The 23,534-nt window shown below is 64.4% G+C and carries 21 protein-coding genes; 9 read left to right on the top strand and 12 right to left on the bottom strand.

Features of this window, described 5'->3' with window-relative positions; all coding sequences use genetic code 11:
• Nucleotides 1-124 precede the first annotated feature (124 nt).
• Together A9X04_RS24095 and A9X04_RS24090 are read right to left on the bottom strand one after the other, a co-directional pair.
• The gene (locus tag A9X04_RS24095) at nt 125-1,972 is read right to left on the bottom strand and encodes a fatty acyl-AMP ligase (protein ID WP_067926143.1); all 1,848 of its coding nucleotides are present in this window, start codon (nt 1,970-1,972) and stop codon (nt 125-127) included.
• A 338-nt stretch (nt 1,973-2,310) separates the two neighbouring features.
• Nucleotides 2,311-2,898, bottom strand: coding sequence for a TetR/AcrR family transcriptional regulator (locus A9X04_RS24090; protein ID WP_067926030.1), 588 nt, complete (start codon nt 2,896-2,898; stop codon nt 2,311-2,313).
• Between the two features lie 222 nt (nt 2,899-3,120).
• Between A9X04_RS24090 and A9X04_RS24085 the strand changes: the two genes are divergently transcribed.
• The 6 genes from A9X04_RS24085 to A9X04_RS24070 all read left to right on the top strand — a co-directional run bounded on the left by A9X04_RS24085 (nt 3,121) and on the right by A9X04_RS24070 (nt 7,886).
• The gene (locus A9X04_RS24085; protein WP_067926027.1) at nt 3,121-3,513 is read left to right on the top strand and encodes an MmpS family transport accessory protein; all 393 of its coding nucleotides are present in this window, start codon (nt 3,121-3,123) and stop codon (nt 3,511-3,513) included.
• On the top strand, nt 3,510-6,419 hold the full coding sequence (locus A9X04_RS24080; RefSeq protein ID WP_067926025.1) for an RND family transporter: 2,910 nt from the start codon (nt 3,510-3,512) through the stop codon (nt 6,417-6,419). Before A9X04_RS24085 ends, A9X04_RS24080 begins: the two co-directional genes overlap by 4 nt.
• Complete coding sequence (locus A9X04_RS24075) at nt 6,416-6,742, top strand: DUF732 domain-containing protein (protein WP_067926022.1); 327 nt, start codon at nt 6,416-6,418, stop codon at nt 6,740-6,742. The genes A9X04_RS24080 and A9X04_RS24075 overlap by 4 nt, the downstream gene beginning before the upstream one ends.
• A gap of 35 nt (nt 6,743-6,777) precedes the next feature.
• Nucleotides 6,778-6,855: a DUF5078 domain-containing protein gene (locus A9X04_RS32455; protein ID WP_369829013.1), complete on the top strand. Its 78-nt coding sequence runs from the start codon at nt 6,778-6,780 to the stop codon at nt 6,853-6,855.
• Between the two features lie 70 nt (nt 6,856-6,925).
• Nucleotides 6,926-6,985 carry a hypothetical protein gene (locus A9X04_RS32450; protein WP_369829012.1) on the top strand — a complete coding sequence of 20 codons (60 nt, stop codon included), beginning with the start codon at nt 6,926-6,928 and terminating at the stop codon, nt 6,983-6,985.
• 238 nt (nt 6,986-7,223) lie between these two features.
• On the top strand, nt 7,224-7,886 hold the full coding sequence (locus tag A9X04_RS24070; protein WP_369829011.1) for a Crp/Fnr family transcriptional regulator: 663 nt from the start codon (nt 7,224-7,226) through the stop codon (nt 7,884-7,886).
• A 261-nt stretch (nt 7,887-8,147) separates the two neighbouring features.
• On the opposite strand, the gene A9X04_RS24065 is transcribed toward A9X04_RS24070, so the two are convergent.
• From A9X04_RS24065 to A9X04_RS24055, 3 genes are all read right to left on the bottom strand, one after another.
• Complete coding sequence (locus tag A9X04_RS24065; protein ID WP_067926016.1) at nt 8,148-9,083, bottom strand: TIGR03619 family F420-dependent LLM class oxidoreductase; 936 nt, start codon at nt 9,081-9,083, stop codon at nt 8,148-8,150.
• Nucleotides 9,084-9,554: 471 nt separating this feature from the next.
• A complete protein-coding gene (fadD4, locus tag A9X04_RS24060) occupies nt 9,555-11,084 on the bottom strand; it encodes a fatty-acid--CoA ligase FadD4 (RefSeq protein ID WP_067926014.1) in 1,530 nt (509 codons plus the stop codon).
• Nucleotides 11,085-11,088: 4 nt separating this feature from the next.
• Entirely contained in the window at nt 11,089-11,499 is a 411-nt protein-coding gene (locus A9X04_RS24055) for a thioesterase family protein (protein WP_067926013.1), read from the bottom strand.
• A 139-nt stretch (nt 11,500-11,638) separates the two neighbouring features.
• Here A9X04_RS24055 and A9X04_RS24050 point away from each other — a divergent pair, with 139 nt between their 5' ends.
• The 3 genes from A9X04_RS24050 to A9X04_RS24040 are packed head-to-tail and all read left to right on the top strand — an operon-like array spanning nt 11,639 to nt 14,836.
• Nucleotides 11,639-12,856, top strand: a complete 1,218-nt coding sequence (locus A9X04_RS24050) for a Zn-ribbon domain-containing OB-fold protein (protein WP_067926010.1) — start codon at nt 11,639-11,641, stop codon at nt 12,854-12,856.
• Nucleotides 12,853-14,013, top strand: coding sequence for a beta-ketoacyl synthase N-terminal-like domain-containing protein (locus A9X04_RS24045; protein ID WP_067926008.1), 1,161 nt, complete (start codon nt 12,853-12,855; stop codon nt 14,011-14,013). Before A9X04_RS24050 ends, A9X04_RS24045 begins: the two co-directional genes overlap by 4 nt.
• Before the next feature lie 10 nt (nt 14,014-14,023).
• On the top strand, nt 14,024-14,836 hold the full coding sequence (locus A9X04_RS24040; protein WP_067926006.1) for an enoyl-CoA hydratase/isomerase family protein: 813 nt from the start codon (nt 14,024-14,026) through the stop codon (nt 14,834-14,836).
• Between the two features lie 12 nt (nt 14,837-14,848).
• Here A9X04_RS24040 and A9X04_RS24035 read toward each other — a convergent pair whose 3' ends face one another.
• The 7 genes from A9X04_RS24035 to A9X04_RS30010 all read right to left on the bottom strand — a co-directional run bounded on the left by A9X04_RS24035 (nt 14,849) and on the right by A9X04_RS30010 (nt 23,475).
• On the bottom strand, nt 14,849-15,589 hold the full coding sequence (locus tag A9X04_RS24035) for a FadR/GntR family transcriptional regulator (protein WP_067926004.1): 741 nt from the start codon (nt 15,587-15,589) through the stop codon (nt 14,849-14,851).
• Nucleotides 15,590-15,615: 26 nt separating this feature from the next.
• Nucleotides 15,616-16,758, bottom strand: coding sequence for an acyl-CoA dehydrogenase family protein (locus tag A9X04_RS24030; protein WP_067926002.1), 1,143 nt, complete (start codon nt 16,756-16,758; stop codon nt 15,616-15,618).
• Between the two features lie 19 nt (nt 16,759-16,777).
• On the bottom strand, nt 16,778-17,779 hold the full coding sequence (locus tag A9X04_RS24025) for an acyl-CoA dehydrogenase family protein (RefSeq protein WP_067926000.1): 1,002 nt from the start codon (nt 17,777-17,779) through the stop codon (nt 16,778-16,780).
• On the bottom strand, nt 17,776-18,981 hold the full coding sequence (locus A9X04_RS24020; protein WP_067925998.1) for an acyl-CoA dehydrogenase family protein: 1,206 nt from the start codon (nt 18,979-18,981) through the stop codon (nt 17,776-17,778). Before A9X04_RS24020 ends, A9X04_RS24025 begins: the two co-directional genes overlap by 4 nt.
• An 86-nt stretch (nt 18,982-19,067) precedes the next feature.
• Nucleotides 19,068-19,979 carry an SDR family NAD(P)-dependent oxidoreductase gene (locus A9X04_RS24015; RefSeq protein WP_067925994.1) on the bottom strand — a complete coding sequence of 304 codons (912 nt, stop codon included), beginning with the start codon at nt 19,977-19,979 and terminating at the stop codon, nt 19,068-19,070.
• 14 nt (nt 19,980-19,993) lie between these two features.
• Complete coding sequence (locus tag A9X04_RS24010) at nt 19,994-21,178, bottom strand: acetyl-CoA hydrolase/transferase C-terminal domain-containing protein (RefSeq protein WP_067925991.1); 1,185 nt, start codon at nt 21,176-21,178, stop codon at nt 19,994-19,996.
• Nucleotides 21,175-23,475 (bottom strand): acyl-CoA dehydrogenase, encoded by a 2,301-nt coding sequence (locus tag A9X04_RS30010; RefSeq protein ID WP_082962532.1) that lies wholly within the window; start codon nt 23,473-23,475, stop codon nt 21,175-21,177. Before A9X04_RS30010 ends, A9X04_RS24010 begins: the two co-directional genes overlap by 4 nt.
• Nucleotides 23,476-23,534 lie beyond the last annotated feature (59 nt).

Genomic DNA, 23,534 nt, shown 5'->3' with positions numbered 1-23,534 from the left:
CGTGCGAGGCGCAGCACGCCGAGTGAATCCTTTTCTGGGTCTTCAGGGTTGGAGCGTGGTTGGTCGTAGTCGGTTGCCATGGAGATTCGCCTTCAGAAGAAGTGAGAACTGAATGCGTCTGAGCTCATTCTTGGCTGGGGTGGAACCGCCCGGCGAGGTAATCGGCCCGGCAGGCGTTGCGCGCGAGCTTGCCGCTTGTGGTGCGGGGAATCGCACCAGCGGCTACGAGTTTGATGTCGGCGACACGGATGTGATGCTGTCGTGCGATCGCGGCGCGCACAGCGTTGAGGATCGGGGCAGGGTCCGCGCGCCCGGCACCGGCTGCGCGTTCGGCCACGATGACGACCTGTTCTCCGGTGCGGTCATCGGACGATTCAATCGCCTCGCGGGGAACGGAGAACGCGGCGACGTACCCGCTGCGGATGGCGGCCGAGGCGTCGCTGACCGTGGTTTCGATGTCGTGGGGGTAGTGGTTGCGGCCGTCGATGATGATGAGGTCTTTGATCCGCCCGGTGAGATACAGTTCGCCGTCGATGTAAACGCCGAGGTCTCCGGTTGCCAGCCAGTATCCGTTGTCGGGGGCCCCCTCGGCGTGGCTGCCGTGTTGGAGTCGCGATTGCAGCTTATTGGCGAATACGCGCTGTGTTTCATCTGCGCGGCCGAAGTACCCGCGGCCAATATTATTACCGTGCAACCAGATTTGCCCGATCATGCGGTCGGGAACTTCGGCCCCGTCGGTGTCGGTAATCACCGCCCACTGATTGGGGATCGGTTGGCCACACGAGACGTGGGAGACGGCGCCTGGGCTTGTCGCGGCGACGGGAATCGCCCGGCCGGCGCCGAGCTGCTCACGATCCAAACAGATTGCACTCGCCTTGGCGTCTTGGGCGATGCTGGCCACCGAGAGGGTTGCTTCCGCCATTCCGTAGGACGGCTTGATCGCCGCGGCCGGCAGACCGTAGGGGGCGAAGGCGTTGGTGAATTTGTCGATGGCCGACATCGTCACCGGCTCGGATCCGTTGAGCAGGCAGACGACGTTGCTCAGGTCGAGGGTCTCGCCTTGTGGGGGGAGACCACGTTCGGCGGTCAGTTCGAAGGCGAAGTTCGGAGCGGCCGCAAACGTCCGCCCGTACCGGGCCTCAGCGCCCAGCTGCTTGATCCATCGGTAGGGCCGCCGGAGGAAGGCCATGGGGTCCATCAGCGTGATGGACTCTCCGAACAGTGCGGGGAACATGATCATTATCAGACCCATGTCGTGATACAGGGGCAGCCAGCTCACGCTACGGATTTTGAGGTCAAGTCCGCCCGCGAGGATCATCTGTATGACGTTGGTGCACACGGCGCGGTGGGTGATCTCCACCCCGGCCGGCGTGCGCGTCGACCCTGATGTGTATTGCAGATACGCCACATCATCGCTGTCACGGGTCACGTCGAAAAATGTCGCGCCCAGTGATTCTGGGACTGCATCGACGGCGATCAATCGCGGACGTGCTTGTGGTGGCAGCGTCCTGATAAACGTGCGGATCGGCTCGGCGGCCGCGGTGGTGGTCAACACTGCGGCGGGTCGAGCGTCTGCCAGCACTGCCGCTAACCGCTGGGCGTGTCCGGACAGAGTCGGCGCGAAAAGTGGGACCGCGACGTTGCCGGCGTGGATTGCGGCGAAGAAGGCAGCAACGTAGTGCAAACCTTGCGGTGCAACGATCGCCACCCGGTCACCGGGCGAGGTGACGTGTTGCAACCGGGAGCCAATCGCGCGCACTTGTGACCATAGATCGTTCCAACTCAGGTCGACGGCGAGGCCGTCGCGCACCCTGGCGTAGTCGATGAAGCGATAGGAACGCTGGTCGCCGAAAGCCGCCCGGTTGCGGTCGAGGAATGAAGTCAGGGTCACGCCCTCGGGCAGCACAATAGTGCCATCGGCAAGAACATATTCCGCGAGATCGCCAACTTCACTGCCAATGCCGTTGCGCACCAATGGATCGTCGACCACGACGAGCAGAATATAGCTGCGCTAAGGATCTGCACCCTCTCGGAGAGCAGTGAAAACCATCACACCCACTGCCGCGCGGCGTTTGTGACAGCACGCGTCTTCGGTTGGTGGACCCAGCACTGGTGGAGGGTGGCGGATATGCGGGGCGCGATCTGGTTGGAATCGATTTCCCGTCACGTCCGAACTGATTGAGTGAACTTTGCGCTGCTGCAGGCGATTCTGACAAATGTTCTTATTGGTGCCGAGCGGATGTGAGGGCCGACCCACGAGGCCGATCGGATTGAGCCGATGAAAGCCGCGCGGCGCTATTGCGCCACTTGCTACCGGGGCCCAGTTTGGCAGTGCGCCGATAGCGCAGCGGTGAAGATCTTGACGATATCCTGCAACATATCCCGCAGGTCGTCGTCGGTGATGCCGCGCAGGCGCGAGTCGGCCGCACATCCATAGATTCCGGCGGTGAGCATTGTCATGGCCACCAGATCGGAGTCGGTTCTTCGAGCGCCGAGCAGCAGATCGGTGAAGCTGTCGACAATGTGGTGGAGATCTGGGTGGGTGTTGACCAGCTCGGTCATGACCGGATCGCCGTAGACGACGTTGGCCACTTGGCGGTGTCGGATGACAAGGTCGACGACACCGCTCAGGGCGACATCGCGGCGCGCTTGCGGCGTGGGGAGCATGTCGGCGATGCGCTGAATGTGTGCGAGGTCATCGAATATCGGCTCGGCGACTGCAAGAACGATGTCGTCCTTGGACTGGAATTGGTAGTAGACCGAGGCTTTGGTAACGCCGAGCCGCGCGGCGATCATTTGGATGGAAGTGCCGCGAATGCCATGTTGGGCGAACAGCTCAAGGGCCGCGTCAAGCACGCGCTCGCGCGCGAAACCGCGAGCAGCCACTGGTTTGGCCATTCCGAACGCCTCCTTTCGTGCAGGTTACCCCCAGAACGCATGGTGACTTGGACCACCCTGACGGCGGCGACGTTGTCCCGCTCACATACTCTACCCTTCGGTTGATTGAACTCAAACGATCGTATAGGTTCAGACTGCCGACCGGCTGTTGCTGAGGGAGGCATGCGGCCGTAGGGAGGGGTTGAATTGAAAGTGCTCCAACGTGTTTGGCTGCCGTTGACGATGGTGGTGGTCATCGCCCTCGGTGGTGTGGCCGTCAGCCGGATCCGGAGCATCTTCGGCTCGGACCCGGTGCTGGTGGCGCCGATGAACTTCGCCGGAGACGCCAAGCGATTCAACCCAAAGGTGGTGCGTTACGAGGTCTCCGGTCCCGCCGGTGCGGTCGTCGACATCAACTACACCGACCTCAAAGCGCTTCCGCAGCGGGTGAGTAACGTCGCCCTGCCCTGGTCGTTGACCCTGTCCACAACAGATCCATCGGTCTCCGCGACGCTGGTCGCACAAGGTGATGCCGACTCCCTCGGCTGTCGCGTCTATGTCGATGACCAACTGCGCGCTGAGCGCGTAGTCGACGGGTACAACGCCCAGACGTACTGCATCGTGAAGTCGGCATGAGCGCGCCGGTGTCGGAGGCGGTGACCGACGAGCTCCGGGTGCCGGTCCACCCTCGCGCGCATTTCGGGGGCATCGCGCTGGTGATGCGCAAGCTCTCGGTGCCGATCATCGTTGCCTGGATTGGGTTGGCCGTCTTCCTGAACGTCTCGACTCCGCAGCTCGAGAAGGTCGGTGAGTTGCGCTCGGTGTCGATGAGCCCGAAGGGCGCGCCCGCGGCTGTGGCGATGCAACGGATCGGGCGGGTGTTCGAGGAATACAGTTCCGACAGCTCGGCGATGATCGTGCTCGAAGGTAAGGACCGGCTGGGTCCGCAGGCGCGTGAGTATTACGGGAAGCTGGTCGCCGCCCTGCGCGCCGACACCGCGCACGTCGAGCACGTCCAGGATTTCTGGAGCGACCCGCTGACCGCCTCGGGCGTGCAAAGCGGCGACGGAAAGGCCGCGTACGCGCAGATCAACCTGGTTGGCAACCAGGGCGAGGCCAAGGCCAACGACTCGGTGGCAGCCGTGCACAAGATCATCGACCAGATCCCGGCACCCCCCGGCGTGAAGGCCTATCTCACCGGCGGTGCGGCGTTGGCCGCCGAGCAGCAAGCGATCGGCCACAGCAGCATGAAGTCCGTGGAAAAACTGACCATGGTGGTCATCGTGGTCATGCTGTTGGCGTTCTTCCGCTCCATCATCACGACCCTGCTGATCATGGCAACGCTCGGGATCAGCGTCGCAACCGTCCGCGGGACGATCGCATTCCTGGGCTATCACAACATCATCGGGCTCTCGACATTCGCCACCAGCCTCGTGGTGACGCTGGCCATCGCCATCGCGGTCGATTACGCGGTCTTCCTGATCGGCCGCTATCAGGAGGCGCGCAGCCTCGGGCAGGATCGAGAATCGGCGTACTACACCATGTTCGGCACCACGGCCCACGTCATCGTCGGCTCCGGGCTCACGATTGCGGGGGCCACGTTCTGCCTGAGCTTCACTCGGCTGCCGTACTTCCAGACACTCGGTGTGCCGTTGGCCATTGGCATGCTCGTGATGGTCGCGTTCGCGATGACCTTCGGAGCAGCGTTAGTGGTGGTGGCAAGCAAGTTTGGCCTGCTTGATCCCAAACGTGCTTTGCGCTCGCGCGGCTGGCGCAAGATCGGTGCCGCGGTGGTGCGTTGGCCCGGACCGATTCTGGCTGCCAGCCTGGCGATCTCGCTGATCGGGCTGATCGCTTTGCCCAGCTACAAAACGAGTTATGACGACCGTAAGTTTCTGCCGGCGAGCATCCCGTCGAGCCAGGGCTACGCAGCAGCCGAGCGGCACTTCGCCCCGGCCCGGCTCAACCCGGAGATGCTGATGATCGAGACGGATCACGATCTGCGGAACCCGGCCAACTTTCTGGTGATCAACAAGATCGCCAAGGCGGTGTTCAAGGTGCCCGGGATCGGGCGCGTCCAGACGATCACGCGGCCCGACGGGCAGCCCATCGACCACAGCACGATCCCCTACGCCCTGTCCCAGCAGAGCATGTTGAGCAAGCTCAATGAGCAATACCAAGGTGACCGGACGGCCGACATGCTCAAACAAGCCGCAGTCATGCAGACGAACATCGACACGATGGAGAAGATGCAAGGCATCACGGTCCAGATGGCCGAGACCACCAGCAACATGGTGACCAAGATGAAGGACATGTCCGTCACGCTCGCCCAAGTGCGCGACCAGCTGGCGAATTTCGATGACTTCTTCCGGCCGCTACGCAGCTACCTCTACTGGGAGCGCCACTGCTACGACATCCCGGTCTGCTGGGCGTTGCGTTCGATGTTCGACGCGCTCGACGGCATCGACTCGATGACCGACAGTATCCAGGACTTGATCCCGGACATGGAGCGGCTGAATTCCCTGATGCCGCAGATGGTTGCGTTGATGCCGGCCATGATCAACGCGATGAAATCGGTCAAGCAGATGATGCTGACGATGTACCAGACACAGAAGGGGATGCAGCAGCAGACCGCCGAGATGCAGCAGAATTCCCAGGCGATGGGGGAGGCGTTCGACGCAGCAAAGAACGACGACTCCTTCTATTTGCCGCCGGAAGCCTTCGACAACGCGGACTTCAAGCGTGGCATCAAGCAATTCGTGTCCCCGAACGGGAACGCGGTGCGATTCATCATCGCCCACGAGGGTGATCCGATGTCGCCAGAGGGCATCGAGAAGATCGATGCCATCAAGCAAGCCGCCAAAGAGGCGCTCAAGGGCACACCGCTGGAGGGGGCACGAATCTACCTGGGCGGCACCGCATCGACCTTCAAAGACATGGCCGACGGCACGAAGTACGATCTGATGATCGCGGGTATCGCCGCGCTCGCGCTGATCTTCCTGATCATGCTGATCATCACCCGGGCCATTATTGCGGCGGCGGTGATCGTCGGCGCGGTGGTGATGTCGTTGTGTGCTTCATTCGGCATCTCAGTACTGCTGTGGGAGCACATCATTGGGCTCGAACTGCACTGGATGGTGCTGCCCATGGCGATGATCATCCAGCTTGCCGTAGGCGCTGACTACAACCTGCTGGTGATCTCACGATTGAAGGAGGAAGTCACCGCGGGCGTCCGGACAGGCATTATCCGCACCCTGGGCGGGAGCGGTCCGGTGGTCACCGCCGCCGCGATGCTGTTCGCCTTCACGATGATGACCATGGCGGTCGGCGAGCTGCGGGTGATCGGTCAGGTCGGCACCACCATCGGCCTGGGATTGATCTTCGACACCGTGATAGTCCGGTCGTTCATGACGCCGGCGATCGCTACCCTGCTGGGGCGGTGGTACTGGTGGCCGCAGCGGGTACGGGTGCGCCCGCTGCCGGCTCCGTGGCCCAAAGTTGAGCGTTTGCAGAAGGATCCGGCGGTAGGAGTCACGCCATGAGGTGGGGGACCACATTCGTCGCGACGGCTCTCACCTCGATGCTCATGGCGGCGCCCGCGGCCGCCGATCCCGACGCCGACTTCGCCAACGAGCTGCACACCTACGGCATCTACGGGCAGCGGGACTACAACGCCTGGATCGGCAAGACCACCTGTGAGCGGCTGGACCACGGAGTCGACAAGGACGTCTATGCTTCAGCCACATTCGTCGGTAGCAACCTCGCCCATGGCACCACCGCTGGGCAAGCCTGGCAGTTCCTGGCCGCAGCGCTGAAGACCTACTGTCCCAATCAGCTTGCGCGTTTCGATGCGGCCACACAGTAGCCTGAAGGCGCGGCGACGGCCCGATTCCGCACCCCATGCTCGAAACCATCTGCACTACAAAGCAAGTCATGGCCGCCGCGCGCGACGTCGACCCGGTTTACTACGAGCGCTAGATGATGGACTACGACAACGAGTCGCCTGAGGTGCAGCGCGGCACGAGACCACTTCCACTGGTTCTACTCGATGAACTACGACGGCCGGCGAGCCAATGCAGAGCAGACCGCAACCGATGCTGTTCTATGAACAGCTCGCGTAAAACTGGGCGAAGTTGTTCTTCAACAACAAAGGTGCCGCAGCGCGTACCACCGAGATCTGCGACCGCACCCGCCCGTCCATATGTCGAGCTGAAGTTGGTAGGGCGTCCAGCGGGTTCAAGCCTTTGCTTCGCCCATGTCGACCGACGGGCGTACTGATCACAGTCGGGCAGTCCTTAGCAGATTGGGATGCAAAACAGAGGGGTGCTTAAGTGCATGACGCGTTGATGCGAGCCGGAATCCTGCAAGGCGTTCCTCCCGACGCTGCTGCCGCGCTGGCTGGCGAGCTCCAGCAGGTGTCTTTCCCGCCTAGATGCACAGTCTTCGCCGAGGGGCAGCCAGGCGTCGACCTGTACATCGTGCTGGCAGGCAAAGTGAAGATCCGCCGGGCGGCAACGGACGGCCGCGAAACATTGATTACCGTGCTGGGCCCCACCGACATGTTCGGCGAACTCGCCCTCTTCGATCCCGGGCCGAGAACCTCGACGGTGACGACATTGACCCACGTGACCGCGCTAAGGATGGATCGTCGTGCCCTTCGGGCTTGGATCGCCGCCTACCCCGACATCACACAACAGCTGTTGCGGGTGCTGGCGCGGCGGCTGCGGCGCACCAACGACACGCTATGCGACTTGATCTTCACCGATGTGCCGGGCCGGGTGGCCAAGCAACTCCTCGACCTGACCGGGCGGTTCGGAACCCGCACCGAAAAGACGCTCAGCGTTCAGCTTGGACTCACCCAGCAAGAACTCGCCCAACTGGTCGGCTCGTCCCGCGAAACGGTCAACAAAGCCCTCTCGGACTTTGCCCAACGTGGATGGATCTATCGAGAAGGCAAGACGCTAGTCATCATCGACCCGGAGAACCTTGCCCGTCGCGCCCGGTTGTGACTAGCCCCGGACTTGGAGTTCCGAACTCACCGCTTCTCAAAGGCCCATATCGCCGCTGCTCTGGGGGGGGTCTCGCAATGTGTGCGTACCTGGATCAGTCGCTTTGAAACTCGCCATTGCGTGCGAGTGGGATACACCACCCGATTCGGGATCGCCGTTCAGGCGCCCGGTCAAGCTTCGCCAAAGACTCACGTTGTCCTCTGTGTCGTCACGCACCGAAGAATCGCCCACTTCGCTTGTCAACAAACGGGATCTGCCGTCTCATGCCGCCCTGAGCTGTGGGATTACCTCCTCCGACAGCCAGCGAAGCGAGTCCAAATACTCACCCAGTTCGCTCACCGGCGCGGGCGGCACCCAAGTATCGGTCACGCCCAGGGTGGCGAGTTGCCCACAAGCGTCGACGACGCGCTGCGTTTCGGCCGACGACACCGAAGCCTGGTCATCCAGGGGCACATGGCCGGTATCGTCCAAACCGATGAGCAGCGCCATCAGTGAGTAGAACACTGTCAATGGCCGACCGTCGAACTCAGCGAACGACCGAAGACGGTCAAGCTTTTCGGGTATCTGACCGGGCGGCGTCAACCATGGCGCCCACCCATCGCCGAATCGCGCTGCGCGTCGCAGTGCCGCATCGGCGTCGCCGGCGACCCACACCGTCGGATGCGGTTCTTGAATCGGTTTGGGCTCAAAGGTTATGTCAGTAAAGTTGACATATTTGCCGTCGAAGCTCGGCGCTTGGTTGTGCCATAACTCGAACATCGCAGCCAAGTACTCGTTTGCCCGCGCACCGCGCTCCTCCCAGGGGACACCGACTGCGCGGTACTCGTCAGGCTGCCATCCCAAGCCCACCGTGACGGCCGCGCGACCGCCGCTCAGCCAGTCCAGCGTGGCCAAGGACTTTGCAAGCACGATTGGATTGTGTAACGGCAAGATCGTCACCATCGAGCCAAGTTTGATTCGACTCGTCGCGCCCGCCATGATCGCTTGTGCGGTGGTCGAATGCACAAAGTGTCGTCCCGTCGTCTCTGCGTGGTCGGCAGCGACAACGAAATGTTCTGGGATCAGAAGACCTTCGAACCCGCACTCGTCGGCAACCTGTGCGATACGGACGATGTCGGCACCCGTAAGCGTCGATTCCCACGGTTGCGTGATCGCGGGCGTGTCGACACAGCCGGGCAACAAAACGTGAAACTTCACAACCTGGCTCCTGTTCCTAGGCCGATTGATGCGTCATCTCGCACAGGCCGCATTGTCGGCGCCAGCGGCCCGCTGGACCGTTCAACCACCAACTTTCACGAGCTGGTCGGTGACGATGCGGAATTCATCGTTGAGCGACAATAAGGCACTCGAAAACGTTGCCCGCATGCCAGCAGCGCGCACTCGGTGCGCTTCCAATTCCGAAGGTCTATCCCGAGCCCGGCCGACAAAGCCCGACGAGTGATCCGGGTCACTTGCATTATCAGTATAATAATTATCCCTTTGCAAAGTGTCAAATGGTGTAATCTCTGCTGCCGCAAATGATTGCGTCGGTTCCGTAGGAGAAGCAATCCCGAACGCGTGCTGCGTTTGTCCGGGCGACAACCGGGGCAGGGATGGCGGCGTACCAGCAACGGCGCCACAGACACATCGATGGGGCGCCGCCGCCGGCATACCTCTGTTGTGGTGCGCCTATTCAGCCGGCCCGCTGTACTTCTCGATCAGGGGCTGCTTGTAGAGCTTGCCCGCATCGCTGCGCGGCAGGCGGGTCTCGAAGCGGATCTGTCGCGGGCACTTGAAGTGCGCAAGCCGGCTTCGCAGCCATTCCAGCAACTCGTCGGCGAAGTCGTCGGTCGTGTGCAGGGGGTCTACTGTTTCGACCACGGCGGCGACCCGCTGGCCCATCTCGGGGTCGGGAATCCCGAAGACGGCGGCGTCCGCGACCCGCGGGTGGCTGACGAGCAGATTCTCGGCCTCCTGCGGGTAGATGTTGATGCCGCCGGAGATGATGGTGTGGTGGCGCCGATCACTGAGATAAAGGTAACCGTCCTCGTCGAGGTGTCCGACGTCGCCGACCGTCGCCCATCCGTTCGGATTGTGCGACGCGGCGGTTTTGACGGGATCATGCAGATAGTCGAACGCGAAACCGCCCTCGAAGTAGATGTCTCCGGTCTGGCCGGCGGCCAACTCGCTACCGTCCTCGCCGAGGATGTGAACCGTGCCCAGAAGCGAGCGGCCCACCGAGCCGGGATGCTGTAACCACTCATCGGCGGTGATGAAGGTAATTCCCGCGCCCTCCGAAGACGAGTAGAACTCGTCGATGATCGGACCCCACCACGCGATCATCTGCCGCTTGATCTCAGGCGGGCACGGCGCCGCGGCGTGCACAACGCGCTCAAGACTGGACAGGTCGTAGGCGTCGCGGACCTCGGCCGGCAGCTTCAACATCCGGACGAACATGGCGGGGACGAACTGCGCGTGAGTGATGCGGTAGCGCTCGATGCAGGCCAGCGCCTGCTCGGCGTCGAACCTCTCCAGCACCACCGTGGTCGCGCCGAGAGCCTGCACGCACATCGACCAGACCGACGGTGCGGTGTGGTACAGCGGGGCTGGGCTCAGGTAGACGGAATTGCCGGTGATGCCCAACGCGTTGAGCAGCGGTGTGAGTACGTTCGGTGCAACCGCGGGGGTCACATGTGGCAACTCCCGCCGAATACCTTTCGGCCGGCCGGTGGTCCCCGACGAGTACTGCAGGAGGTCACCTTCGGACTCGTCGGCAATAGGCGTGTCGGGTTCACCGGCAACGCATTCAGGATAGGAGACCCAATTGGGTGGCGTGGCCCCGGTCATCAGTCTGAGCGGGGCCGGAATGTCGGTCAGGTACTCCTCGAGCTGTTCGCACTGTGCGCTCATCGCGGCCGAGGCCACTATCGCCATGGCTTCGCTGTCGGTCAGGATGTAGCCCATTTCGGAGGGCGTCAGGTGTGTGTTCACCGGTACGTAGTAGAGGCCGGCGCGCCGGGCGGACCACATGACGACGTGCATGTGCTCGTTGTTCTCCATGACAAGCGCGACGGTGTCGCCCTCGCGCACTCCGTGCCGGCGCCAATGGTGCGCTAGCCGGTTCGCTCGCGCCTCGAGTTCTGCGAAGGTCAGCCGAAGCCCCGACGGGTCGAGCACGATCGCCGGTTTGGTCGACGACGTGTGCTCGCGAATCTGCATCGTGCTACCGATCCGCCGGGTCCTCGACGAGCGTCAGCAGCGCCGCACGTTCATCCTCGGTCCACGGACGAGATCCCCGTCGGTCCGAGTGGAGTACGACCTGGACTGTTCGGACCGTCGCGCATTTGCGTCCTTCGTGGGTCGCGATCACGTTGACCGTCGTCAACGAGGAGGTACCAATGGATTCGACTATCGAGGTCACGCACACGACATCGGAGATCTCGACTGGGCTGTGGTAGTCGATGCCGTTGTGCACGACAACGATCTGCCCCCACGCATCGGGTAGCGTGGCCATTAGATAGCGTGCCCGCGCCTCTTCGGCGTAGACCAGGAACACGTTGTTGTTGACATGTCCGACCGGGTCGAGGTCCGTCCAACGTGGCTCGATCCGCAACGGTGGCGGCAGGGCTGTCATAGCCAAATAATCTACCTGTATATGCTTGGGATATCGGCGGCGCCACCAATCCGGAACCGGGGTGGAGGCGACCACCATCACAATGATATAACTATATAGTGCATTGATGTGGCGCTCGCCCACTGGAAAGGGATCGCTCATGACTCAGGTGGCCGCGATCGGCACCTACCGGCCGCCATGGATAACTGGCGGTCGTCGGGTACGTGGTCCCGACGAGGACGCGGTCACCATGGCCGTGGCCGCCGGCCGGGCCGCTCTCGCAGGGACACCGGCCCGGCGAGTGGTGCTGGTCTCCCGGAACTTCCCCCTGATCGAAGGCGGTAACGGTGCGGTGCTGCTGGCCGGCCTGGGACTGCCCGCGGACACCTGCGCCGTCGAGGTCCTCGGCGGGGCACCGGCGGTGCTGGATCAAATCGTCGCGGCCACTCCGGGCACGCTGGTGATCGCCGCCGACGACGACGCTCGGTACGCCGGCGCGGCGGCGCTGTTGACCGGGAACGACGGTGCGACGCTCGATCCCGTCGGCCGAGTCACGCGAAGCCTGCCGATGATCGCCCGCGGCGACGACGGATCGCGGCACGACTACGCCGACCCGCGGTTGGAGCGTGAGTCGGGCGTGCGAGCGACCTTCGCCCGTCTCGGCATGGCACCGGGCGCCCGCGTCGCGGCCGTCGCGGGGGCGAAGCCCGCGGTGCTCGGTGCCGACCTCAACGCCGCGTCGGCGTCTGTCGACTCGACGGCGGCGGGTAGCGTGCTGATTGGATTGATTGCCGACGCGCTCGACGCCGGCACGACGGGTCTGGTGATCGCCGTGGAGCAGGCGACTATCAGCGTCGCCGAACTCGCGGGTGCCGGCGCCGTACGTGTCGCGCGTGACGAGATGGAGCCGCGGGAGCTGCCGCCGACGAAGACAGCCGACGGCGTAGGCATTCCGATATCGATGCCGGCTTATGCGCGAGCATTCGAGGCCAAGATCCGCTGGGAGGCAGCCGTGTTCGACGAACGCCCTGGCATCGACGGCAACCCCCAGTTTCCGCCGCGCCGCCGCGTGGATGAGTCGGGAACACTAGCCGCGCAGTACCGGCTGGAGCCGCTACCGCGCACCGGCGCCGTCTATACCCACACGACCGTACGGATTCCGGTGCCCGATCTGCCCGGTCCTTACTCGCTGGCGGTGGTGGCTCTGGATAACAGCCCGGTACGGGTCCTGTTGAAGGTCACCGGAAACCCGGCTGGCGAGGTGACGATCGGTCAGTCCGGATCAGTGGTGTTGCGCAGGATCGCGACCCGCGCGGGCGTGCCTGACTATGGATACATGTTCTGGCCGGGTCGCCCGGCCGAGGAGGTGTCGGCATGAGGAACGTGGCGATCGTCGGTGCCGGGATGACGCCGTTTGGCGAGCACTTCGACCTGGGTATCAAAGACCTGATTCCGATGGCTTATGCCGAAGCGGCGTGCAGGGTAGACAAGGGCATCAGTAAGCCGGAGATTGAGGCGGCGTGGTTCGGAGAACTGGCCACCACTGACGGGTTCCCGTCCGGGATCCTGGCCGACACGCTGGACCTCACTGGCATACCGGTCACTCGGGTCGAGAACGCCTGTGCTACAGGCAATGACGCGATCCGCAACGGTGTGATGGCCATCGCCGCGGGATGGTACGACGTGGTGCTGGTCGTCGGCGCCGACAAGGTCCGCGAGACGGCGTCGAACACGACGTTCTGGGACTGGGCGGCGATGACGCGCGACAACGCCTGGGACTACCCGTTGGGTCTCGTCGCGCCCGCCAACTTCGCCCTCCATGTGACTCGGTACCTGTACGAGTCTCCGGCCACCAGGGAGCACATGGCGATGGTGTCGGTGAAGAACCACTACCACGCGCTGACGAATCCGAAGGCTCAGTTGCGCTATGAGATCACCGTCGAGCAGGCGCTCACCGCACCGATCGTGGTGGAGCCATTCGGCCTGTACGACTGCACGCCGCAGAGCGATGGTGCCGCCGCGGTGATCCTCGCCGCCGAGGACGTCGCCGACAGATACACCGATCAGCCAGTGTGGGTGCGCGGGGTCGGACTGGGCATGGACAGGGTAATGCATCAGCACAAGCTCGACATGACCACGTTCCCGCCTACCGTGCGGGCCGCGAAGGCTGCCATGACGATGGCCGGCGTCACCCCGCGCGATATCGACGTTGCTGAAGTGCACGACTGTTTCAGCGGTGTCGAGTTGATCAGCTACGAGGATCTCGGCTTCGCGGAGAGGTTCGAGGCCTACAAGCTGATCGAGGGCAAAGACACCTATGTCGGCGGTCCGATCCCGGTCAATCCCAGTGGGGGACTGAAGGCCAAAGGGCATCCGCCGGGAGCCACCGGTGTCGCGCAGTGTTATGAATTGTTCAATCAGCTTCGCGGACAAGCCGAGAACCAAGTCGACGGCGCACGAATTGCACTGGCGCACAACATCGGCGGCCCGACCGCCGTATCGGCAGTGACTATCCTCTCCACTGACAAAAACTGACAGGAGCGCCATGACGACGACCGAAAGTGCCACGTTGACCGGGTACGAGGAGTTCGCTCCCGAGCTTCTTGTCGAGAAGATCGGCGCCGTACACGTCGTGCGGATCAATCGCCCCGAGGCGTTCAACGCCGTCGACGAAGCCGTACATCACGCGTTTGCGACAATCTGGCGCAAACTCGCCGCGGATGACGACGTGCGTGCCGTCGTCACCACCGGTGTGGGCAAGGCGTTCTCGGCCGGCGGCGACATGGTGATGTTCGGCCGTCTGATCGAGGACCCCGCCGCCCGGCAGTTTCAGATTCAGGAAGCGCGCACGGTGTTCCTCGAAGTGATCGGCTTCCCCAAGCCGTTGGTGTCGGCGGTGAACGGACCGGCCGTCGGCCTGGGGTGTTCGATCGCGCTCCTGAGCGACTTCTTGGTGATGGGGGACAGCAGCTACCTAGCCGACCCACACGTTGCGGTTGGCCTCGTCGCGGGGGACGGCGGCGCGGCGATGCTGCCATTGCTCATCGGACTGATGAAGGCCAAGGAGTATGTCCTTCTCGGGGACCGCATCACCGCAGCCGACGCAGACAAACTCAACCTGGTCACCAAGATTGCCGCCGACGACGCCGTGCTCGATGAGGCGCTCGCGCTCGGCGAGAAACTCGCTTCATTACCGCCGCAGGCGTTGCGCGCCACCAAGGTTGCGATGAATATGCATCTTTCCCGCGCCGCTTTAGGTGTGCTGGAGTACGCGTTGGCCGAGGAGTACACGTCGTTTTCCACCCCGGAGTTCCAGGAGCGGGTGGCTGCCTTCCGCAGCCGGTCGCAACGGAAGTAGCAGCGGGGCGGCCTATTCGAGAAGGTCGACGACGGTCGACAATTCCGCGCCGCTGAGGACAAACTCCTCGGTCTTGCGAAGGTGGCGCTGCCACAGCTCGCCGGCCTTGTCGGCCTGGCCCGCCTTGATGAGTTCCAATAGCATGCGATGCGTCTTAGCCGACCGGCGAACCGCCTGTTGCGCCCTGCTGTTGTCGGTCGGTTGAAGCGAGCGGTTCGCGGTCTCGACGATGTGGTGCAGCATGGAACTGACGATCTGTAACGTCTTGTTGCCCGACAACCTGGCGATGGCCGCGTGGAAGTCGGTCAGCGTATCGATCGCCGCCGTGCCTGGCGTCAGCGCGGCCTCTCGCTCAACGATCGCCTCCAGCTCGGCGATGACGTCGGACTTGCGGTCCTTGGCCAGCTGAACGACCATCGGCGCCTCGAGCTCGACGCGCGCGTCGTAGACGTCCTTGAGCGTGACCCCCTCGTACTCGAGGATGAGGCCGGCGTACCGCGCCAGCGTCTCCCGCCGCGGCCGAGTGACCCGAGCACCCCCGCGGACACCGCGCTGGATGGTGATCAACGACTCCGACTCGAGGACGCGGAATGCCTCCCGTAGCGTGGGTCGGGATACGCCGAAGCGCGCCATGAGCTCCGATTCGGGCGGCAGCATCGTGCCCTCGGCGAGTTCGCCTCGGATGAACATCTTGCGAAGGATGGCGGCGACCCGTTCGGCCATCTTCGGCTCGCGAAGATTGGTGACCTCCACGGCGCACCCCTTCGTTGTCGTAGCAGTCAGTAACCCATCGCCCGGCCGACCAGATCTTTCATGATCTCAGTCGTGCCTGCGTACAGCCGCTGGACGCGGGAATCCCGCCACAGCCGGGCGATCTCGTACTCGTTGATGTAGCCATAGCCGCCGTGCAATTGCAGGCAGCGGTCGATGATTTCCCACTGCACTTCCGAGGTCCACCACTTCAGGCCGGCGGCGTCCTCGTCACTGAGCGTGCCGTCGTTTACCGACAGCACGCACTGGTCCAGATAGCACTGCGCCGCATCCAATTTCGTCTGCATCTCGGCGAGGAAATGACGGTTCACCTGGAACGTGCCGATCGGTTGTCCGAACGCCGTGCGCTCCGACGCGTACGCCTTGGTCAGATCGAGCGCTCTGCGGGCCGCGGGCAACGCATAGCATGCGACGCCGACCCGCTCGCTGGGAAGGTTCGATACGAGGTGATAGAAGCCGCGGTTCAGCTCGCCCACCAGATTCTGCTTGGGCACGCGCACGTCCTCGAAGAACAGTTCCGCGGTGTCGGCGGAATACTGGCCGATCTTGTCGAGCTTGCGGCCCCGGGTGAAACCCTCCATCCCGTCCTCGATCATCAGCAGGCTGATGCCCTTATGCCGCGCGGACGGGTCCGTCTTGACGGCGGTCAAGACCAGCTTTGACTGCAGCCCGTTGCTGATGAAGGTCTTCTGCCCGTTGACGATCCAGTGGTCACCGTCGTCGCGCGCCGTCGTCTTGATGCCGGCCAGATCCGATCCGGCACCGGGCTCGGACATCGCGATCGAGCCGATGTACTCGCCTGCGATGAACTTCGGCAGCCAGCGTTCCTTCTGTTCCTCCGTGGTGAGTCGATCCAGATACGGCACCAGGATGTCGTTCTGCACCCCGAGACCGATACCGACCGAGCCGGTCATGAACATCTCCTCGGAGATGATCTGGTTGAAGCGGAAGTCTTTGACGCCCAGCCCGCCGTACTTCGGGTCGAACTCCCAACCGATCAGGCCGTGTTCGCCGGCAGCCAACCAGGCTTCGCGACTTACCTTGCCGTCGCGCTCCCAGTCGTCGACGTATGGCACGCACTCGCGTTCGAAGAACCGACGTGCGGTCGCCCGGAAATCGTCGTGAACTTCCTCGAAGATGTTGCGGCGCATCGACTTCCTTCGATCCAGGCTAGGTCCAGGAGATGAGGTTGGGCAGGGCCCGGTCGCCCGCGTCCACGTCGAACAGGTACCCGGCCAGCTCGGTTTCCAGCCGGTCGTGATCACCGCACAGGGCGTCGAGCTGGAATCCCCGCGATACGTAGCGGTGCAGCCGGTGCTCGGCCGTCAGGCCGATCGCACCGCAGACCTGTAGCGCAACGTCGACGACGGTGCGATGCGCCCGTCCGGCGGCCGTCTTGGCGGCGAGTGCGGACAGGCGCCCGCCGAAGCGCCACGACTGGTCGAGAAGGGCTCGAGCCCCGGCGATCTGTGCGGCAGCCTCAGCGAGCGCGTGCCGGGGAGACTGCAGCGATCCGATCGAGACACCGAATTGCCGACGGGCACCCACCTGCTCCGTCGCGATATCGAGTGCGCGCGTGGCAAGGGACAGCAGCTCGGTGCTGAGCGCTCTCTGGGCGGCTGCGACGGCACGGCGCCACTCGTCCGTCGCCTTGGTGAGGGTGATGTCCAGCGGACCCTCGACCCTGGTCCAGTGTACTGACGGGTCGAAGGTGTCGATGCGCTCTGCGTGCAGCAGGTCGGCATCGACCACGCCGATCGACACCGTGCCGAGTTCACCGGAGACGGGCACGATCAGCCGCCCGGCGGGCGGCCCGAGCACCATTCCGGTGATGCGGTTTCCGCCGGACGCCGGGGCGGACCCATTCGCCGGCTCGGGCAGCACCAGTCCGTCTACGGCGCCGTCGAAGAGCGCGGCGAGCTCGGCGATCATCACGCGGGTAAGGCAATTCGTCGTGGCCAGCGACCTGCCCTGCGCATCGAAGAGCAGGGCGGTTGCGGCGATCGGGTACTCGGCTTCGATCTCATCCCAGCCGAGTGGCTGCAACTCTGGCTCGATCGGGACATGAGCATGCCGCCCGGCGATGTCCTCGAAGAGTCGTGACACGGCTTCGGAGACCATGGTCCACGACTCGTCGAGCGCTTCGTCGTCCGCATGAATGGGGGCGGTCATCGCTTCTCCTTCGGCAGCCCGAGCAGATGATCGGCGATGATGCCCCGCTGAACCTCGGCGGCGCCGCCCATGATGGTGGCCGCGCGGGAGTACCACCACTCGGCCCGCGCGGTGTCGAGTTCATTCGACTTCGGTCCCGACGGCCCCGCTATCATCCAACTGCGTCGGACGTCGAGAATCAGGTCGTTGGCGGTTTTCTCCGCCTGTCCGAACAACAGCTTGTCCACGCTGCTGTCCGGCCCGATGAGCTCGCCCCGCGCGATCCGGCGCACGGTCGCGGCGGTGCGGGCTTGGGCGGCCGCCACATCGACATACACCCGCGCGAAGCGCTTGCGCATCTCGCCGGACGCTCCGTCGGCGACCATGTGGGTGCGCAGCCGGCCGAGCTCCGTCAGCACCTTGTTGAGCACCGCGTAGCCGTACATGCCGCGTTCAAATTGCATGAGGAACATCGTCAGCGCCCAACCGCTTCCGACGTCGCCGAGCAGGCGTTCCCGCGGGACGCGAACGTCATCGAAGAAAACCTCGGCGACCTCCCGTCGCCCGCTCGCGAGCGCGATGGGCCGCACCGTCACCCCCGGAGTGTCGGTGTCGACGAACAGCATCGTCAGGCCGCGGTGACGCGACTCCGGGTCGCCGGTGCGCACCAGCAGGAAAAGGCGTTTGGCCGTGCCTCCCTGACTGGTCCAGATCTTCTGGCCGTTGACGACGAATCCGCCGGTGCCGTCGTCGACCGCCCTGGTACGCAACGATGCCAGGTCGCTGCCCGACTCGGGTTCGGAGAAACCCTGTCCCCACCATTCGTTGCCGGCCAGGTAGTCGGGTAGATGGCGCTCCGCCAGTTGTGGGGCGTACTTGAGCAGGGCTGGCCCCATGACTTCGAGCGACCACTGCTGAGCCGGAATGGGAATCATCGCGAATCCCAGTTCCTCGTAGTACAAGGCGCGATGGATCGCGTCGCCGCCGAAGCCACCCATGGCCTGGGGCCAGCCCCAGCGGTTCCAGCCATCCTCGAAGAGTCGTGCCATTACCTCGCTGTCGTGCGCCATCTGGTCTTCGGCGTTGTCGAACACGGCCGTCCGCCAGAGGGCCGCCTCGGAGGACTCGCGCAGATAGTGCCGGAAGTCCAGCCGGAACCTGGCGACATCGGTCACGTAGCCGGTGGTAATGCCTCCCGGCACGGACTGCGTCGAATGTGACATCGAGATTCCTTACGCTCAAGACACTCGGCAGGATGATTAATCAGATAAAATAGTTATCTATTTCATCCGATCATTGAACCCTATTGCTACGCGGTCGGCAATGGGCCGGCGAGCCCCCTCGGTGCGACGCCGAAGAGCCACGACATCGCCTGTCCCAATTCGGCGAAGTCGAGCGAGGAGCCGTCCTTAGCGTGGTAGCGGCCGGGCGCCTCGGCGAAGCCGTCGATGCGGCTCAGTGCGTGCCCGTTGACCCGAAGAATCTGACCCGTCAGCCACGATGACTCGGCCGACTGCAGCCACGCGACCAACGCTGAACTCCGTGACGGATCGAGCGCCGGATCGTTGGCTCGATCTCCCGCGAAGAAGTCCGCACTGATTCTCGTCACCGCGAGTGGCGAGATGGCGTTGGCGGCAACGCCATAACGCCTCATCTCCATGGCGGTCACCACGGTGAGGTTGGCTATCGCGGCCTTGGCGGCACCGTAAGCGGCCTGCCCAACGTTACCCCACAACCCGGCGCCGGAGACGGTGTTGACCACATGCGCGTCTATCGGCTGACCGGACTTCGCCGCCGATCGCCAATAGGCACACGCGTGCCGGGTGACGGCGAAAGTTCCCTTCAGGTGCACCGAGACCACCGCGTCCCAATCCGCCTCGTCGGCTCCGAAGATCATGCCGTCGCGGACAATGCCGGCGTTGTTGACGATCCCGGTGAGCGTCCCAAAGGTGTCCACCGCGGTGCTGACCATGTCGGCGGCGTCCGCCCAGGACGTCACCGACCCGAGATGAGCCACAGCGCGGCCGCCGAGCTGGCAGATCTCCTCCGCCACCTCGTCCGCCGGCCGCTTGCCGCTACCGCTCGCCGTTCCGTCGCGATCGACGCCCGGGTCGTTCACCACGACGGCGGCGCCCCGTGCGGCGAGTTCGAGGCAGTGTGCCCGTCCGATGCCACGACCGCCGCCGGTGACGATGACGGCCCTGCCGTCGAGCTGGCCCATATCCGATGATCTCCTTACCGGTCGAAGAGCTTGCTGATGAGTGCTTCGCGCTGAGACCAACTCGCGCAACGTAAGTCGGCGCTGCCGTTTTCGGTCACAACGACATCGACGTCGTGGGCGGCGGTCGACGCCGGGCGGCTGAGCCGGTCGACGAGCGGCGAGCGTCCATTGACGGAGGTAGGTACCGCGATGATGGACAGGCCCCCCCGGTTGATGTGGCCTGCGAGGCAGTAGTCGGGGTGCCCGCCGATACCGCCTACCACCTTGTCGCCGCGACCTTCGGCATTCACTTGACCGAACCGGTCGATCTCGATCGCGGTGTTCACGGCGACGAAGGGCTCGCCGGTCGCCAGCCGGGTCAGGTCGTGTGTGACTTCGATCCCGTGCAGGACGTCGCGACCGTCGGCCCAGTTGTACAGCTCGTCGCCGCCGAGCAGGTAGGTGGCGGTGGGCTGTCCGATCAGCAGCCCACGTCGGTCGAGATCCACCACGCCGTCGGTGATCATGCCCGTGTCGACGCGAAGCGGCACAGTGGCGCGCTGCAGCAGGCTGATTCCGAGTTGTCCGGGGCCGTACTGCACCCGCGCGCCCGCCGGAATCCAGCGTAGGACCTCCTCGGCGAGTGCCAGATGTACGGCTTCGGGATCGTTGGCGGTCCGTCGAAACGGTTGGTCCCCGGCGTGGGCCACGACGAGCAGTGCCGCCGAATCGATTGGCTCGGCCGACGCGGCAGGCGCGGAGTCGTCGACGATCGCGAGCGTCGTCGTGCCGGCGTCCACGACAGCACGCTGCCAGGACACCTCGGTGGTGAAGTGCAGACAACCGTCGCGGCGGGCTAGTCGAGTGACGAGAAGGTCGGGGCGGAGCGGGCCGCCGAGCAGGGCGGCGATGCCGGTCAGCCTGGTCGGCACGAAGCGCGCGGTTGGTTGGTTGAGCAGCTCGCGCAGACCCCAGCCGGGCATCAGCGCCACTACCTCGTCGAAGGCGGTGGTGTCGACACCCCTGGGGACAACGGGTAGCCACCCCAGCACCAATCGGATGCCGCCGACCTCTCGCGCCGCGGCGCTGAGCGTTTCGCCCACGGCCGTGCCGTCGTCCAGCAGGGACAGGCTGCCGACTCCGTCGCCGAGGGCGATCGTCATTCCCGGCCGGAGGCGATGTCGAAGTGCCGTGGCGAGCGAACCCGTGATGGAACTCATTGCCACCGAGGTTCTTTCGGAAGCTTCAGCACCCGCTCGCCCAGGATGTTGCGCTGGATCTCACTGGTGCCGCCCAGGATCGTCTGCGCCCGCCCGACCAGCATCTGCTGCACCAACTCATCAGCGTCCGGCTCGACGCAGACGTCGGTCCCGAGCACCTCAGTAGCCAGGTCGCCGAGGTCGCGATCGGTCTCCGAGGTCATCAGCTTGAGCACCGAGAATGCCGCTGATGTGGTGTCGCCGCCGGCGACGGCGCGCTCCCAGGTGAAGCGCAGCAACCACATTCGAGACCACAGCCTGGTCAGGGAGCGCTCCAGCGTTGCATCCAACAAGCCACGGTGACGAGCCTCCTCGGTCATCCGGGCGTGACGCTGGAACATCCCCACCGCCTGCGACCCGAGGGTCAGTCGTTCGCGGCCGAGCGTGAGCATGGCGATCTTCCAGCCCTGACCGACCTCGCCGATGAGCGCGGATTCGGCAAGGTCGACGGCGTCGAGGAACACCTCGTTGAACTTGCTCTCGCCGTCGATCTGCTTCAGTGGGCGCACTCTCACACCATCGGCGTCCATCGGGACGATGAACATGCTGAGCCCGCCATGCGCGTCCGGCCCGGTGCGGGCGAGAAGGAGCCCGAAGACCGCCGAATTGGCCGCCGAACTCCACACTTTTTGCCCGTCGACACGCCAGCCCGATTCGGTGCGTTGCGCTTTCGTGCGGATTCCGGCCAGGTCTGAGCCGGCGCCGGGTTCGGAGAACAACTGCGTCCAGATGTCCTCGCCCCGCCGGATCGGCTCGAGGTGGCGCCGTTTCTGATCATCCGACCCAAAGGCGATCAGCACAGGTCCGACCAAATCGATCGCGGTGATGCCGAGTTGGCGTGGCACCCCGGCTCGGGCGCACTCCTCGGCGAATATCGCCTGGTGCGCCACGGACGCGTCGGCACCGCCGTACTCGGCGGGCCAGTGCAGGCACGCGTAGCCGTGGTCGGCGAGGTACCGATGCCAGATGCGACCCGGCTTGACGTCGTCGGGGGTGGGAGTCGGTCCGTAGTTGCGAAGGCCTGCGGGTTTCGGTGCCTCCGTGAGGAACTCGCGGATCCGCGACCGCAGTGCCTGCGTTGCGGCGGCAGCGCCGATGCCGCTCGTGGTATCGGGACCGCCGGCGTCCGGCCCGCCCTCCATCGCGCGGATGCAGGCGCCCAGAACATCCCAGTGCCGCCCGGGCAGACCGAAGAGCGCCTCGTCGGACCGCGCGCGACGCACGTACAGGTTCGCCGAGTTCTCCCAAGTGAAGCCGATTCCGCCGTGAACCTGAATGTTCGCGTGCGCGGTCTCGCGCAGTGCCTCGGAGCACACCGCTTTCGCCATGCTCGCCCGCCATTGCGTTTCCGCGTTCGTGGCGCCGTCATCCAAGGCCTGGAGTGCCGCCTGGGATGCCGACCGGGCCCATTCGAGGTTCACCAGCATGTCGGCGCACCGGTGTTTGACGGCTTGGAATGCGCCAATCGGCCTGCCGAACTGGATGCGGGTGCGCGCGTATTCCGTGGACAGCTCGAGGAGACGCTCACAAGCCCCGACTTGTTCGGCGGCCAGCACCGCGAGCAAGCGCGTCACGTTGCGCCCGATGATCTCCTCGACGCCGGCGGAGGCGATGCGTACGGCGGGTGCGTCTGTGCAGACGACGGTCGCCAACGGGCGGGTGCCATCCAGCGGCCGTTCAGCGGTGATCGCCGCGCCGGCCGGGTCGACCACGAACAGCGCCAGCCCATCAGCGGTGGTTGCCGCGATTACGAGGTCGTCGGCGCTCGCGCCGCCGAGGACGTGACGGGACGCTCCAATGATGCGCCAGTCCTCGCCGTCCCGGTGCGCGGTGAACGGAACGGCATCGGGCGACCATGGTCCGCCATCGGCGGTGACGATCGCCGCCGCCGTCCGCGTGCCGTCACCGAGATCGGATAACAGCTGCGCCGCATGCGAACTCATCTCGTGCACGTCGACAAGCAGTCCCGTGGCGAGAACAGCGGACGGTAGAAACGGAACGGGTGCCAGCGCCCGACCGAGTTCATGGGCGACGACCCCGAGGGCGGCGGTGCCGTATCCGGCGCCATCGAGATGCTCCGGCATCGCGATCGCGGCCACCCCGACCTGCCGGCACAACACCGACCATAACTCCTCGTCGTAGCCGTCCGCGTTTTCGTAGGCCGTGGCGAGCACCTGCTCCGGCTGTGCGTACTTGTTGCAGACTGCTCGAACGGCGCCGGCGAGCTCCGCTACCTCGACGGTCGACATGCTGGTCATCGGCTGGGATGGGTCCTTCCGGCGGATGAAAAGTTTAATCATATATCTCTTTACCCGAT

Source organism: Mycobacterium sp. E3247 (genome assembly GCF_001667785.1).
GTDB lineage: Bacteria > Actinomycetota > Actinomycetes > Mycobacteriales > Mycobacteriaceae > Mycobacterium.
The sequence above is the reverse complement of the archived record's forward strand: the minus strand, read 5'-3'. Positions and strand labels throughout refer to the sequence as shown.